The organism is Streptomyces sp. NPDC041940, from assembly GCF_055589465.1.
Genome location: NZ_JBVJBP010000021.1, coordinates 22,243 through 37,632 on the forward strand (window position 1 = coordinate 22,243; position 15,390 = coordinate 37,632).

Genomic DNA, 15,390 nt, shown 5'->3' on the forward strand with positions numbered 1-15,390 from the left:
TGAAATGACGCCCGTGACGCTCATTTGACGCTCGTTCTGATGGGATGTCAGGCGGCGTGTTGTGCAGGTCAAGCCCTTCTAAGACCTCATTTCAGTTGGTGTGATCTTGCGGCAGTCTGGAGTGATGACTGCTGCGCTTGTCGAACGGTTGGCGCCTGAGACCTGTGGGAGTTGTTCCAGCGAGTGGTCCCGCCGGCGCCGGAATGCCCGCAGGGCGGAGGGCATCGTCGGCCAGGAGACCGCGAAGTACTGGCCGCGATCATCTTCGTGGCCACCTCGGGTTGTACCTGAACCAGCTGCCACCGGGATTTGGGCTGTCGGGCGTGACCGCCTTCCGCCGTTTCACTGAGTGGACCAAGGTCAGGGTGCGGGCCAAGCTCCACCGTTTGGTCCTGGGCGAACTCGGCTCCCAGGGCGGGCTGGACCGGTCGCGCTGCGCGATCGACTCCGTCAGCGTCCGGGCCCTCAAAGGGGGCAGCTGACGGGACCGAATCCGACCGACCGAGGCAAAAATGATCGAAAATCCATCTCCTCGTCGACCGTAGTGGCCTGCCGCTGTCGATCGGCATCTCCGCCGCGAATTTCCACGACAGCCAGGCCCTCGTCCCGCTGGTCTGCGGCATCCCGCCTGTCGGTGCCCGCCGCGACGCCGACGGCCCGGAAAACTGCACGGAGACAAGGGCTACGACTACCGGCACTTGCGGCGATGGCTGTCCTCCCGCGGGATCCGGCACCGCATCGCCCGCAAGGGCGTCGAACCGTCCCAATGCCTGGGTAAACACCGCTGGGTGGTGGAACGAACCGTCTCCTGGCTGTCCGGTTGCCGACGCCTCCACCGCCGCTACGAGCGAAAGAGCCGGAACACTTCCTCGCCTTCACTGCCATCGCTGCAACCCTCATATGCCACCGCAGACTCACCAACTGAAATGGCGTCTAAAATGCCATCAGCTTCAGGCAGGGTTCCGCGCCGCGATCAGCCGGTTGGTCAGCTCCACCGTGGCGAGGTACCACCAGAAGATCCAGTCCAGGAACGCCTCGTCGTAGTCCCCACGCTGGTCGGCCCGGCGGTGACGCAGGTCGTAGCGGTTGGCGATCTCGAACAGCGCCCCTTCGTCGGGTTTGCCTACCTCATCTTTGATCAAGGCGCGGCGTTCTTCGAGGATGCCCGCGAGGGTGACGATCGCGGACCGCTTGCTCTCGGCTGATGTATCCCGTCCCCGGAAGAGGGCGATGCCGTGGCGGATACGGGTGGTGATGTTCGGGGCGCTGTCGTTGAGGGCACGGTGTACCAGCGCGCTGCGGGCGTCGTCGGTAACGGCGACCAGGCGCCCGACGTCCTCGCCTTCGGCGGCCAGTTCGTACTCGATGCCTGCATCGCGCAGCAACTGGTTGGCCTTCCACCGGTACAGGACGCGCGCCGGGCCGTTGTGAAACTCCGAGTAGTGCCATCCGCAGCCGCTGTAGGAGTGGAAGCGCCGAATACGGGGACGGCTGACCAGATCGTGGAATACCTCGATCAGGCCGTAGAAGGTGTCCTGGTCCCACGTCTCCGGTGCCAGGGGCCACAGATGAGGGATGCCGAGACGCCGGTCGATCACCTCGGAGGCGTCCGGGAGCTCGCTGTGGTCGTCGACGCATACCTCGCCGAACACTTCGACCAGGTAGCCGTTGTTGACGAACTCGCTGATAAGCCGTGCGAAGTCGCGTCGGGCATCCCGTGGCATCCTGAGATCGTGCGAGAGCCCGTTGCCGCGACGCTGCGGCCAGTAGGGTCGCGGCGCGGACGCGTGAGAGAGCTCGGCTGCCCGGCTGACCAACTCGGTGAACCACGTCCGCTTGTCCACCCCGGCCCGCTGTCCCCAGCTGGGGGTCGTCGATGCCCACGGGTCATCCGTGTACTTGGGCAGATCATCGAAGTCAGCGACCGCAGTGGTGCCGGACATGGCCTCCGTCAGGAGCCAGTTCGCCCGGTCCTCCCAGGAGGTGTTCGAGGCCCGAAGCACACGTTCGCCCTCGGCCGCGAACAGAGAAGCGGGCCAAAGGAGTTCGTAGTTGCTCAAGTCCAGACTCACGCAGCCATCATCACCCATCAGCCCCAATCCCGTTCCTGGACTCCGATCACGGCACGACGGGTGAGGACTACCGCTGAGGCGGACTCCCCAAGGGCCGGGCGCGCGCCGTGGCCTTCCGGAGTGTGTCGTCGGGGAGGCGCCGGAACCCTGGTGCGGGCCTTCCCGCCCCCGCGTACGCTGGCCGTGCCGTAGGCGTGATCACCTTCCCCGCCCGGCGCAACCCTGAAGGACTTCATGTGAGCACCTCGTTCCCGTTCCTGCAGGACTGGATGGGCAAGGCCCCGCAGGAGCACCCGCTGCGCGACTACTTCGCTCTGGCCAGCGGCGCCCGTACCCCGCAGCAGGCCAAGCTGCTCGTCTACCTCAAAGTGGATCCCGGGCAAGTGGACCTCGTGCCGGGGTGCACCCGTGATGTGACGGGACTCGGTCACCACGGCACGGAGGACTTGGAGTTGCAGCTGTGCACGGACCGGGATCTTGATCGGGCCGAGGATCTGTTCCGCCTTGGCGTGAGCAGCGCATGCAAACGCCAGGCGTCATAGCGACTTGAGGTACTCCTCCCCCTGCTCCGTGATGCGCATCCCGTGATCGGTCATGGATCGGTTGGCGAATCCACGACGCTGGAGGCCTGTGAAATGACCGTTCATGTCACGGTTCGACAATGCATCTCCGAGTTTGTCGGTGAGCCACGCGGCCTCCGAGCTTTGCAAGGACTCGATGCCGAGGACTTTGGCCTGATTGATCGCCCAGAGGAGCTTGTCCCGCTTCAGCCTGACCTGGTGGTACGGAATAACATCGTCGAGCGTTGTGGGTATGTGATCGAGACCGGCGAACGTATCCGGTATGGCGATGACACGTGGCTTTTTTCTCGCGCTTCCGATGGGGGTGGAACGTGAGCTGTCCGGCTTGCGGCTCTGCCTGGCGCGAAGGCTGTCGAAGCGATTGTCGATCACGTTCTCGGCATCCTGCGAAAGGTAGAACTGGCCCTTCGCTGCCCCCTCGTGAATCCAACCGGCTTGCACGGCTTTGTCGAATTCGCGGGTGAAGTGGCTCGGGATGCGCTCGCGTGCTCGCTGGAAAAGTCCCCGCACATCATGTTGGGTGAAAGTTTCGTGACCCTCTTCTCGCATCAAGTACGCGGCAAACGCGGTGATCTTCTCCGGGATGGTCCTCGCGCCTGAGAACTCCAGTGATTGACGAGGGCCCTCGACAGGCCTCCTGTCGCGAGCCTCGTCGGGCGCTGGGAGCGCACGGGGAGCCTCTTCTGCCACCAGGGCGCCGGATGGGGGGAGAGCCGGCAGCTCGGGGCTTGTGGTCTCGCGGATGAGTTCTGGAGGGGCTTGCAGGAAGCTGATCACCTGCGCGCCCTGGGCCACACTGATGTCCTGCTCGAACGTGATGCGGCCACTGAGCTCCAATCGGACTTCTATGGGCATTTCATTCATATGTTCACGGTAGCTCTCGTGCTGGTCTGGGCAAAGAGCTGGACGAGAGTCAATCTCTCGTGGATGAATTCCTTACCCTTGGGCTGTATAGGCGTCCCGCGTGCGGATGTTGGCATCCGCGCCAATTCTTGGCTGCCGACCTCCCGCTCGGCGCCCCCTTGAGGCATAGTTATGCATCCGTTTCTGCCATCAGGCTGGCTTCAGCCGGTCTTGTCGGATTGCAGCCATTCGCGGCTGGCCCTCGCGCAGCACCGGTCCTCAGGCGTAGCAGGCAGAACGAGGGGCTGGGTGCGCTGGTCACCCTCAGGCCTGTTCCGTATCGGAACAAGTCGTGGCCGGCGGTGGCGTGGCTCGCATGCTGGAGGCGCTACCGGTATGAAGTGGTCGGAATTGTGGTCTGTCGGAGGTAGGCGCAGGTCATCGGCTGGCGCGGATCATCACCTTGAGGACTGGCGAGGCTGTGGCGCTCGAGTCGTGCGCGTCACTCGGTCTCAGCGACTGGAAAGCCGAAGCCGTCGGTGTGCAGCGCGTTGAGGGAGGCGTTGTCGTAGTCGCCCCGCCACCCGCTTGCGGTGCAATTGGAATCCCGCGCGGCCGAATTCCAGGCGGTGGAGAGACCTGCGGACACCGCGTCCAGGTCGCGTTCGAGGCCGTTGGTGGAGGTGTGGAGGCTGGGAAGGCCATCGGCGCGGACGGCCGCGATCCATTCGGTGATCTGCTTGCCTTCGCGCTGGGTGAGCACCCGGGCGAAGGAGCGGATGTGACCGGGGGAGGGCTTCTGGCTCGGGGCAGTTGGTGAGCGCAGCCTTGAGCCGCAGCCGGTTGCCCTCCCGGAGAGCGTCGGGGTGTGAGAGCAGCCAGCCGGAGACCGTCCTGACCGAGGGGCCGGACGTCCGGGGGGGGGGGGGTGGTGTTGTTCGCAGGGGGCGAAGGTAGGCGCGCTCTGTGCTCTCCTCTCACAGCTGCCAGACGTTGGTGCAGCCTTCCTCCCACCTCTGGTGGAGGCACGGTTGAACGCATCGAGCTTTGTCGGCCGGTTCTGCCACTGACCGCGGAACAGTTCCTCCGGCGCGTTCGAGTCTGCGAGTTGTTTGACGGTGCGGTAGGTCATACAGAGCTGACTTTGGATTGAGCGGCGGCTGTTGCCGGCTTCCATGAGTGCGTGGACCTGGGCATGGCGGGCACGGATACGGTCGGCGAAGCGATGGCCGGTGGCCGGTGAGGCAGGGCGATCCTCGGTTGGCGGCTCCTTCTCAGTTTCTGCCGTCGGCGGGGCCGCGCGCAGGCAGGGGCGGTGCTGGGAGACACACCGTTCGGCTGCTTTGCCGAGGTTGTGCCACAGGTGCCAGCGATCGGCGACCTGAAGGGCCTGCGGGGCGCCGAGTGCGGCGCCTTCAGCGTAGAAGGGGGCGCGGTCGCGGCAGCCGACCCTGATCTGCGGGTGCTGGGCGAGCCAGGCGGCGAGTGTCTCCGGCTCCCGATCGGCCAGCAGCTCCACCGGGCGACGGGTCTCCACGTCCACCAGCACAGTTCCGTAGACGCGGCCCTTACGCATGGCGTACTCGTCGACGCCGACTGCCGTCGGAGGCGGCGGGAGCAAGGAGGCTGCCGCCTTGGCCCGGAGCGGGCTGAGCAGTGGCGCCCTCACACCTCCACCCGAGTGACGTACGCCCGCGGAAGGCAGGGGCTGGGCTCGCCGCTCCACGACACCGCCGGCGCCTCGCGTGCCCGGGTGCACGCGACGAACGGCAGGCAGTTTTCACGCAGCAGATCCGATGCGTGCTGCAGGGTGTCCACCGAGGCAGGGGTGACCTCACGCGCGAAGGCCACCGCACCCGCCGTCACACCGGGGACGGCCACGCAGCGGAACTCCAGCCGGCCGCGGACAGCTTGTCGGACACCTTGTCCAGCAGCGTTGAAGCGGGTGCACACATCGATCCCATAGGGACGGATGCCCTGAGAGAGCCGGCCCTGCGCACGCTCGACCAGCGCGGCGACCTCGGCCTGTTCCGTCCCGTGCCAGTCGACGTGCAGTCTGCGTCTGTGCAGGAGCGAGCATGCCCGGGTCATGTCTGTTGAGGTCGTTAACGAGGTATGCCGACTCGATGTGAGCGTAGATCTCGCGCCGGTGCCGAAGGTCGCTGCCAGTCATGGCAAAGTGATGAAAGTGCCACAGGAACCCCAAGTGCGGGCATAGTCTGCGGGATTACCGCAGGCGGGCCGGGGGGTCCTGCAGCGCGGCGGAGGTGTCATGGGTGGGGACCCGTATGTGTCCGCAACAATCGGCGAACGCGGGGGGACGGGGGTGCCCGATCCCTACGGTGACTGTGCCCTGCTGACTTCCGCGATGACGAAGGGCTACGACGCGGTACCCGAACGTGACCGAGACGGGCTGCGCCGCTATCTCGAAGCGGTTGTCGCGGTCCGCCCGGCGCCGGTACACACCACTGTCGCGTTCAACGCCGTGTACTTCGGGTACGACCTCGGCGGTGACGGCTACGCCGGCAGCCCGCTGCGACTCGACGGCTTTCCCCTGATCACCTTCGGCGAGTGCGCTCCCGTGCTGCCGGTCGGTGCCATGGTGTGTGTCGCCACCGGGTCGGACCCGCTGTATGCCGAGGTCGTCTACCGGGAGGGTGCCCACCCTGAGACGGACGCCCTCGGAGACGTACCGGCCTGGGTGTCGGGGGCGCCTTCGGGTGCCGAGGGTCCGGGCAGGCCTGGGAACGACTCCGAGCCCCGGCGACGGGAGCTCCTGGTCCCGGATCTCCATGCCTTCGGCCCGGCCCTGAGCCTGTCACCGGCCCAGCTCCACCGCTTACGTACACGCCGACGCTGGATCAATGAGGACGGGCATGTCGTCGTCGACGTGTGCTATCCGTCCCCGGAAGCGGCCCGGCGCGACGATCTGACGGCCTATGCGGATCACCTCCTGACGACGGCACGGGAGCAACTGCTCAGCCCCTTCGTGCCCGTGTCCCTCGCCGCGCTGGTGGGTGGTACGCACGACGACGACCTGCGGGCGGGCCTGCTCGGTCTCCTCGACACGGTGCGGTGTGTCCTAAACTCCACCGCCCTGTTGCGCACATGGGGGCACTACGCCATGACCCGGGCCTCCCTCGCGGATTGTTGGCGGGACACCGGACCGCTGGGCGGCGATGACCTCAGGTCCCTCGCGGCAGCGGTGGAACACGCATCCACCCCGGCGAAGCGGCGCTACGGCCTCACCGCTCCGCTCACCGTGTACACAGCGGTCGGACCGCGGCTTCGCGCGTTCCCGGGGGCGACGGAAAGGCTTAGGGGACTGGGCTACGCCGCTGCGGTGTGCCGGGCGAATGTGGCGCTCGCCGACGTCGTCCAAGGAGACAGCGACCAGGGCCTGTTCGAGAACGGATCCCGGATCACCCTCGACGACGCCTTCGAGGGCGGAGGCGTGTGGCGGTCCCACCATCCCGGTGACGCGGAGGCACTCGGAGACCCTCTGACCCCGGCCGGACGCGGCTGGACGTCCACGTTGCCCGCGACGCCCGTGCCGGAGCCGGAAACAGAGCGGGGCCCCGTCGATCTTCCCCTCGCCGACGACGCCTCCCTGGGCACCGGCGATCTCCTGCGGAACGACCTGCAGGAGATCGTCTGGCGGGCACCCCTGCGACTGGCCCACCTCATCGACGGCTGGTTCCCCTTGCACCCGGACGTCGCGGAGGACCTTCGCCGGTCTCACGGCGCGCGCCCCGCGGTGCGCCTCGAACTCCACCATGCCGACGAGAGGCTGGACGAGAAGAAGTCGGTACAGGTCGTCACCGCCGAACTCGGTGAACCGCCAGGGCGATTGACCGGAATCGTCTGGCCTCACGACTTCTTCCCCGGGCTGATGCTTGAACTGCGTCGGTCCCGAGGCGGCACCACGGTCCGCCTGGCGACGACGCGACTCGAGGAACGAGTGCAAGTCGGCGACCGTGAGACCGGGCACTGCTACGACCCTCGTGTCCTCACCAGGGAGGATGTTCCGGGCAGTGACCGCCAGGGTGACAGCGCGGTCGGGCTCGGCCCCCGGCAGCTGGTGATGCGCACCGTGCGCCGTTGCGGGCTGCTCACCCTGGACGGCCACGCTCTGATGGACCGTTCGGTCCTGCCTAGTGCGGTCTACGGGCGCCCACCGGCCCGGACGCAGACCGCCGCCCTGGAAACGGCGGTCGCGCAATTGCTCGCGGAGCGACTCCTGGAGCCGGCCCTGGGCAGCCGGGATGCCTGGGGCCAGCCGCACTTCCCGGCGCGCGACGGGGAGCCGACCATCCCTCTCATCGGCTACCGCCCGGCACGACGGCGGGTGATATGCCCATGGGGCGGTGCGGATACGGAACCGGGCGGTGTGGGTCTGTTGGCCGCCCAGTCCGTCTCCGGTCACCTCCGTCGCCTGCGGCCAGGTTGCTCGCCCAGCGAAGGTCAGCGATCGGCCTTTCGGGAGCACTGCCGCAGGCTCGGCAAGGCGGACGGCTGGGAACTGCCCTACGGCTACACCTTCGTCACCGAGCACACGCGCGGCCGCTGATCCGCCAACCCCAGGCTTTTGCCGCTTCCCTCCCGTCCCGTTCCTCACTTCAGGCTCCTCGGCACCGGGCGAGCCGACCTCGCCGACCCAGCCACAGAAACGGAGTACGCGTACATGCATGACCGCTACCGCGTCGTCACGGGGCCGCCGTTGTCCCCGCCGAGCGTCTCGGACGAGGACCTCGAAGGCTTGGCAGCCGCGCTCAACGCCTTGGAGCACCCGGCGGCCGCCGCCCTGAACGACCTCACGGTCGACATGGTGGAACTCGCCTTCAACTCGCTGCCGCCCAAGAGCCGGCAGAAGCTGCTCGGCAACCTGGGCATTCGTATGGCGGCTCCTCGACGCGCCGGTCATGCCCTGTGTCAGGACGTACTCGCCCGGCTGCGGCGCGACGCCCGGCAGAGCGCCTGTAATTGTGGCCTCAGGTACCTCACGCAGACCGTGATGGACCAGGTGGTCGCGTACGTCATCGCATCGGACGGCGTGTCCGCTTCCGTCCCCGTTCCCCGGTGGGGTGCCACGCTGGTCCGGGCCACGGTGTTCGCTTGGTGCAACGCCTCCGTCGCCGACGCCCGCATCCTCGCCTGGGCCGCGGACCAGGACTGGTTCGCGGTAACGAGGGACGAGGACGAGACGGCACGACTTGCCGCTGTCGGTGACGCGGCACGGTCGGTCGTGGCGGCGCACCCGGGCTTCCTGCCCGGCGCGGTGGCGGAGCAGGAGCCGCCGCTCGCGGCCGGTGCGGACGGCGGGTCCGCGACGGCGGCTGGCGGTGACCGAACCACGGAGGCGAGGGTGCCGTACGAGGCCTGCCGGGAGCTGGAGTCGGCTCTCGCCCGAGCCCGGTCCGCCGTGGAGAAGGTGACGGACTCGGTCTTGGACGGCCGTCCTCCGCAGGACGAGGACCTGGCACCGCTGACCGCGCTGAGTGCCGTGTTCGACAGCGCCGAGGCGGTGCTCCGTACGGTGGGGATCGAGGGGGTACCGCGTCGGCTGGAGGACATGAGGCGCGCTGTGGACGCGCACCAAGCGGCGCACGAACAGGACCTCCGAGCACGGGAGCTCGTGCGAGAACTGCTGGATGTCGGCTGCCGTCCGGGCAGCCCCGCCGTCTCCGCCGCCGACGCCGTACGAAGCGCGGCCCGCCGTCTTCTGGACACCCCGGTGTGGGAGCAGTCGCAACGGGAGGAGAGCGCCGCGCTCACCGCCTTGGCACGGCTCATCCGGTTGGGCCGGGACGCGGATACCGCGGCGGAGATCCTGGCTCTGCAGGAGCAGGTCGTGCGGGTGCTGCCCGCGTGCGCCATGGCGGCGGTCATGGCTCCCGAACTGACGTTGACGCAACCGGAGGGCGTAGGTCACGAACCCGACGGCGCGGAGGTGGGTGCCACCCAGCCTGCCGCCGGTACGGCGAACGCAGGACAAGCGGCCGCGCAGGAGGCAGAGCAGGCGGACGGGAAACCGGCTGACATGATCTCCGACCACTCCATGCCGGAATCCGCGCCCGACCCCGACCCCGACCCCGACGGCGCACCGGAAGCCGTCGCGCCCGTGGCGACGGCCCTCGGCCCGGTCGACACCGACGACGTGCAGACCGAGACACGCGTCGACAGCGAGCAGACACCGCTGACGGCCGCAGACACCGACGCCGCGCCCCTGCCCACGGCCGCCGGCCCGCGCGACCCGCAGGCACCCACTCCGGAGTCGGCGCCTGCCCCGGTCAGCTCCCTGACCGAAGACAAGGGAGACGAGAACGAGGACGAGACCGACGCCGAGCGGGCTCTGGCGCGGCTTGTCGTCGAACGGCGCTTCGGACTCGCCCACCGTGTGGCGGGAGCCGCCGGCCACCCCGAGCCGCAGGTGACGGCGCTCCGCCTCGCCGGTGCCGCCGCCCTGCTCACCTCCGGCGACAGCCAGGGTGCCCGGCTGACCACGGGCATGCTCCAGCGGTATGGCGGACACGCGGGCCGCGACGCGGAGGGCAGCGAGCTCCTGCTGGTGCCCGCTCTGCTGCGTACGGCACTGATCACCGGCGACCACGTGGCGGGCGCCCAGCTCAAGGCGCTCGTACCCCGGCTCCCGGACCGGCTTGCCGAAGCCGCGACCGCGGTCGCCGACCGTGCCCTCAGCGGTGCCCTCATGATCGCCTCACCGTTGGTCGTCATCGCCGATGTCTCCGAGACGGAGGCCAGGCTGCGGGAGCTCGGTGAGCAGTGCCGTGTGCTGCTCGTGCCGCCGAGGCTGCGCTTCGCGCGGGCGACGGACATCGCCAAACGCTGGCTGGCTCCCGACGGCGGAATGCTCGGATCGCTGCTGACGACCGTCATCCGCGACCAGCGGGACACCGTGCCGCAGGTGCAGGAGCAGGCCGAACGTCTGTCGAAGCTGGCCGAGATCAACCACGAAATCGACCGCATGGACCGCAAGCACCGCTCGGCCAGCGGCAAAGCGCTCCAGGGCTCCGGGCGTCAGGACCTGGTGCATCTCGTGGAGCGAGCCGTCGCCTTGGTCAAGGAGTGGTGTCTGGCGGTCGACGGCATCCGCCGCGCCGACCGCTCCGACGGCAACCGGGCGGTCAAGGAGATCTCCTCCCTGCGCCGGTCGCTGCTGGACGGCAAGGAGGCGCTGCTCGCGGAGCTGGAGCAGCTGGCATGCCGCTCGGGTGCCGTCGCCGCCGCAACCGCCTGGGCGGCACGCGCCTCGATGGAGGAGCTGTTCGCCCTGCTGGCCGGTGACTCTGCGACCGCACGTCCCAGCGGTCCGATCACCCCCGAGAAGGTGTTGGACGCCGAAGTGCTGAAGGTTTGCGACACCACCGCCGAGCGGCCGTCGCTCGACCGGCTCCTCACCGCAGTCGATCGCACCTGGCAGGACGCCCTCGACGAGCGGCTCTCCCGCGATGCCTTCACCGCGGCCCGCACCATCGTCGAGCTGGCCGGACGCGGACTGCTGCCCGCCGCGCAGAGCGGCGACTTCACCCCGCCCGCCCTGGACGAGATCGCCGAGCGGGAGTCCGCCCGGTGTACGGAACTGCGTGGGGAACACGACGAACTCGTCGCCGAGCTGCACCGTGCGCAGGCCGACGGCGCCGTGACCGACGACCAGGACCTGCGCCTTCAGGAGCTGCTGGCCGACGCCCGCGACCGGCTCGACGGCACCGGCACGCACGACCTGAGGGACGTACGCCGGGCCCTCGACACGGTGAGGAACGACCTGCCCGAGTTCCGGCAGCAGGCGGCCGACCGGATCCGGGCCCGGCTCGATGCCCTGGACCTCACCGCCGACGGGCGCGCTCAGGTCCTGCGCCACCTGGAAACCGGCGGCCTGGCCACCGCGGCCGACCTCGTCTACTTCCTGGAGATCGGCGAACCCGTCCCGGAGATCGAGGGCAGCGAACCCCACCTGACCGAGTTCTTCCCGACGGTGCCCGACGGCCTGCCCCGCGGCATCGACCGCGAGCTCGTGGACCTCGTCCGGTCCGGCGCCAAGCATCCGGCCATCCCCGTCCTGGACTACAGCGCGCTGTCCACCGACGAGGCGTCACTGACCGCCGACCTCCTCGAAGAGTGGCGGGAGCTGGGCCGGCTAGAGCCGAAAGAGCGGCTCCAGGTGGCCGAGACGCGGCGCGTGCCGCCGCTGCTCAAACTCCTCGGCTACGACGCGAAGAGTGCCCGCAAGCTCGACGAGCGGTCCCAGCACCGGCGTGAGTTCCGCCTCTTCGAAGCGACCGAAGTGAAGATCAATGGCAGGGCGAAGGTGCCTGCTTTCGGCTCGCAGATCAAGGAGCAGGGTGGCGACCTGCGGGTGCTCATGGTCTGGGGTCGGCCACCTGCCAAGCTCGTCATGAGCTGGGCGGAGCGCGACACCAGCGGGGCGAGTCTCCTCGTCCTCTACTTCGGCACGCTGAGCCGCGATGACCGCGTCGAACTCGCCGTCGGCGCCGGACAGCTGTCGCAGCCCGTGCTGGTCGTGGACGACGCCGCCCTCGCCTACCTCGCGGCCTGGGGAAACCGGCAGATCAGCACAGCCACGCAGACGCTGCTGCCGTTCTCCGGGGTCAACCCGTACATCAGGGAGAAGCGCGGCCGGATCGGCGGCGAGATGTTCTACGGCCGTGACGCCGAACGCAAGAGCATCATCGACCCGCGCGGCACCCAGGTCATCTACGGCGGCCGGGGACTCGGCAAGTCGGCACTGCTCGCCGACGCCGGAGACAAGTTCACGGAACTGAGCCCCGGATACCACCAGGCGGTGTACGTGAACCTCGACCAGGAGAACATCGGCAAGGGCAGTTCGCTCGGCCCGGAGGCGCTGTGGAGCGTCCTGGACCGGAAGCTGACCGAGGCGCGGGTGCTGGACCCGCCGCATGGCCGCAAGCCCTCCGCGAAGGGCGCCTGCGACATCTCTGAGCGCGTACGCGCGGGCATCCGGGCCTGGACCGACCTGGACTCGCGTCGACGGCTGCTGATCCTGCTCGACGAGTGCGACCAGTTCTTCGAGGCGGACGCACCCCGCTTCAACCAGACGAAGAAGCTCAAGGGCCTCGGGGACGACACCAAGGACCGGGCCAAGGTCGTCTTCGCCGGGCTGCACTCGGTGCAGCGGTTCGCCAAGCTCGCGAGCAACGGGCCGTTCGGTCACCTCGCACAGACTCCGAAGGTCATCGGCCCGCTGGCTCCCCAGTACGCCGCCGAACTGCTCGTCGAGCCGATGCGGGCGCTCGGCTTCGAGTTCCAGGACCTGGATCTCGTCAACCGGGTGCTCGGCTACTGTTCCTACCAGCCGTTCCTGCTCCAGATGTTCGGCCACCGGCTGGTGGAGCTGATGCACCGCAAGCGGGCGCGACGCGGCGCTGACGGCCCTCCGTACCGGGTGGAACTCGCCGATATCGAAGTCGTGGAGCAGGACGCCGGACTCAGGGACAGCATCTCGGCGGCCTTCAAGGACACCCTCAGCCTCGACCACCGGTACGACGTGATCGCCAATGTGCTGGCCTACCACGCCCGCCACCGCGGACTGGAAGTGCGGCTGAGCGACACCGAACTGCGCGAGGAGTGCGAGACGTACTGGCGCAAGGGGTTCGAACAGCTCGATACCGAGGGCTTCCGCGCCTACCTCTCCGAGATGGTCGGCCTCGGCATCCTCGCGCCCAACCACGACGGCCTGGGCTGGCATCTGCGCGGTCCCAACGCCCTGCGCATGATCGGCACCTCCCACGAGGTGGAGGCCCGCCTGCTCAGGGCCGAGGAGGACTGCAAGCTCCAGGAGAGCATCGTGCAGGAAGGCCGTCCCGAACTGCCCGACGGCCGGCCCGCACCGCTCACCAATATCCAGCTGGACGACCTGCTCGGTCGGCGGTCCAGCCAGACGCGAGTCGTCCTCGGCAGCCCCGCCACGGGTGTCGGCGACGTCGCCGACGCCCTGCGGACGCTCACCGCCGGCATTGCCGGCTGGACGTTGCCGCCCGTCGGCAGGCCAAGCATCTACAAGCAGGCGCTCACCGGCGGACTGCCCCGCGAACGACGCGTCGTCATCAGCGACTTCGTCAACTACCGGGACCCGGTCCGTCCCGAGACCTGCCGCGAAGCCGCCGACCTCGCCGAGACGCTGCTGCCCCTCACCCCCGGCGTGACCCGCGCGGTCGTCCTCGTCACCGACACCACCCAGCTGGCCCTGTGGCGCCCCCTGCTGACGGGCACCGAAGCCACCTCGGCCGTCCCGGTGGTGCTGCGCCGTCACGACCTTCGCAGCCTGCGCGGCTGGGCGCAGCGGGTCGACATGTTCCAGCGTGAGGACCGCCTGGACCGGCTCCATGAGCTGACAGGTGGCTGGCCGCGGCTGGTCGGTGACGCCCACCGGCTGCACAGCGAACTGGACGACCCCGACGAGGCGCTGCGTCGCCTGGCCGACCTGCGCACCGACCGGGCCCGCGCCCACGCCTTCGCCACGGACACGGGCCTGTACGCGGACCCGCTGCTCGCCGCCGGATACCGGGCCCTGGCAGAGGAGTACAGGGACGGCTCGTTCGACTGGGAGAGTGCGCTGACCGCCGTGGCGGTCAGGGGTGAGGTCGACGAGGACGAGGCCCGGTGGATCGTGACCTGCCTCGACGCCCTCCAGGTCTTCGATCGTGGGGGTTCCCAGCTGCGGTTGGAGCCGCTGTTGCGGGAGTGTGCGGCGCTTCGCGGGTGAGACCAAGGCACAGTACGTGGACCGTGATCGGCCACCGCGATCGCGGGCGGGCCGGTTACGGTCCACGTTCGGGCCGGCGTACGCTCGGCCGGCGCGGCGACGCCACCGTGGCGTGGGTCGTCGGGCGAGGCGACAGCGGCGCACCCGTCGGCGACGTGGCTGCTGCGATTTTCGAAACAGCCGAGCAGGGCGTCTGTCACGGCATCAGCGACAGGCCCTGCCCGATCGACGTCAGTCGGGCGGCATGCAGGTCCCGCGTGGCACCGCGCAACGCCTCCTCACCAGCGATCACTGCTTGCAGGTCGTAACCCATCCCAGCGCACCCTCCAGATCGGTGGCCTCAACCTGTCCCACGCGGCGAAGCGGAACCGCACAGTATGCCTGTCCGCTACGAACGACTCGTGCGCCCCACCTTCCTCTGAGGCCACATCGATCTGCCTGCCCTGCCTCGCCGGGGTTGGCGGTATTGTCCGCGCAATGAGCCAGTTCCCCTGCGCGCTGGAAGCCCTCGTCGTGCGCACCGACTTCTCGTCGGACGGTGCTTGGGACGCTCTTCGGGCTGCACTGTTCTCGCCCAGCGAGGACGGCTTCCTGGCCAACGTCGCCCTCGTTGATGACCGCCGGCACGAGGGGCTGTCGCCTGACCAGGCCCTTGAGCTGATCCCTGTGGAGTACCAGCACCCACTTCTTGTCTTGGTGGACTCCGTGGCTGTCGCCTCGGCTGAACTGCCGCTGCTCGTGGTGGACAGGTCGAGTGAACATGCGCGTTGCGTCCGCGTTGTGGCGGCCGAGCTGTGGAGCATCGAGAACAACCTCTCGGGCGCGAACATGGACTTCGAAGAGTTCGCCGGCGCCGTGGACGACGATGGCGTGTTCCGCGGCTTCTGAATCACTGGCAGCGTGCTCAGGCACACCGGAAGCTCATGAGCTGGCTTTCCGGTTGGGTGCGTCGCCGAACCGTAACGACGACGAGCTGTCAGGGTTAGCCGTCGGAAGAGCGGGAGGTGGGTCGGAGATGGTCGTCGATAGCGCCGTCGGGCAGCACATGATGGGTGGGCTGGTATCTGACTCGGTGGGCGTCTCCGGCTACTCCGTGGCTGCTGTGCAGGCACGGACACAGATTTACGGGTTC

The 15,390-nt window shown here is 68.6% G+C and carries 6 protein-coding genes and 4 pseudogenes; 5 read left to right on the forward strand and 5 right to left on the reverse strand.

Features of this window, described 5'->3' with window-relative positions:
- Positions 1-124: 124 nt before the first annotated feature.
- Positions 125-925 (forward strand): annotated as a pseudogene (locus tag ACZ6I3_RS29575) (IS5 family transposase).
- 25 nt (positions 926-950) lie between these two features.
- Here the strand turns inward: ACZ6I3_RS29575 and ACZ6I3_RS29580 are convergent.
- A complete protein-coding gene (locus ACZ6I3_RS29580; RefSeq protein WP_469418896.1) occupies positions 951-2,072 on the reverse strand; it encodes a hypothetical protein in 1,122 nt (373 codons plus the stop codon).
- A gap of 335 nt (positions 2,073-2,407) precedes the next feature.
- Here ACZ6I3_RS29580 and ACZ6I3_RS29585 point away from each other — a divergent pair.
- Positions 2,408-2,614, forward strand: a pseudogene (locus ACZ6I3_RS29585) (DUF5655 domain-containing protein); the annotation flags it as partial.
- Here the strand turns inward: ACZ6I3_RS29585 and ACZ6I3_RS29590 are convergent.
- The 4 genes and pseudogenes from ACZ6I3_RS29590 to ACZ6I3_RS29605 form a co-directional block, all read right to left on the reverse strand.
- Complete coding sequence (locus tag ACZ6I3_RS29590) at positions 2,609-3,517, reverse strand: hypothetical protein (RefSeq protein WP_469418723.1); 909 nt, start codon at positions 3,515-3,517, stop codon at positions 2,609-2,611. The pseudogene ACZ6I3_RS29585 and the gene ACZ6I3_RS29590 overlap by 6 nt on opposite strands.
- Positions 3,518-3,998: 481 nt before the next feature.
- Positions 3,999-4,259, reverse strand: a complete 261-nt coding sequence (locus tag ACZ6I3_RS29595) for a hypothetical protein (RefSeq protein WP_469418900.1) — start codon at positions 4,257-4,259, stop codon at positions 3,999-4,001.
- A gap of 561 nt (positions 4,260-4,820) precedes the next feature.
- Positions 4,821-5,255, reverse strand: a pseudogene (locus ACZ6I3_RS29600) (ISL3 family transposase); the annotation flags it as partial.
- A pseudogene (locus ACZ6I3_RS29605) lies at positions 5,162-5,572 on the reverse strand (DNA helicase UvrD); the annotation flags it as partial. The pseudogenes ACZ6I3_RS29605 and ACZ6I3_RS29600, both read right to left, overlap by 94 nt.
- 292 nt (positions 5,573-5,864) lie before the next feature.
- Here ACZ6I3_RS29605 and ACZ6I3_RS29610 point away from each other — a divergent pair.
- From ACZ6I3_RS29610 to ACZ6I3_RS29620, 3 genes are all read left to right on the forward strand, one after another.
- A complete protein-coding gene (locus ACZ6I3_RS29610; RefSeq protein WP_469418724.1) occupies positions 5,865-8,066 on the forward strand; it encodes a hypothetical protein in 2,202 nt (733 codons plus the stop codon).
- Positions 8,067-8,180: 114 nt separating this feature from the next.
- Positions 8,181-14,258 carry a hypothetical protein gene (locus ACZ6I3_RS29615; protein WP_469418726.1) on the forward strand — a complete coding sequence of 2,026 codons (6,078 nt, stop codon included), beginning with the start codon at positions 8,181-8,183 and terminating at the stop codon, positions 14,256-14,258.
- A 477-nt stretch (positions 14,259-14,735) separates the two neighbouring features.
- Positions 14,736-15,146, forward strand: coding sequence for a DUF6924 domain-containing protein (locus ACZ6I3_RS29620; protein WP_469418727.1), 411 nt, complete (start codon positions 14,736-14,738; stop codon positions 15,144-15,146).
- Positions 15,147-15,390: the final 244 nt, after the last annotated feature.

Excerpts from the sequence above, each read along its gene's own strand:
- ACZ6I3_RS29620 (WP_469418727.1), top strand. The coding sequence starts at position 14,736 with ATGAGCCAGTTCCCCTGCGCGCTGGAAGCCCTCGTCGTGCGCACCGAC.
- ACZ6I3_RS29615 (WP_469418726.1), top strand. The coding sequence starts at position 8,181 with ATGCATGACCGCTACCGCGTCGTCACGGGGCCGCCGTTGTCCCCGCCG.
- ACZ6I3_RS29590 (WP_469418723.1), bottom strand. The coding sequence starts at position 3,517 with ATGAATGAAATGCCCATAGAAGTCCGATTGGAGCTCAGTGGCCGCATC.
- ACZ6I3_RS29610 (WP_469418724.1), top strand. The coding sequence starts at position 5,865 with ATGACGAAGGGCTACGACGCGGTACCCGAACGTGACCGAGACGGGCTG.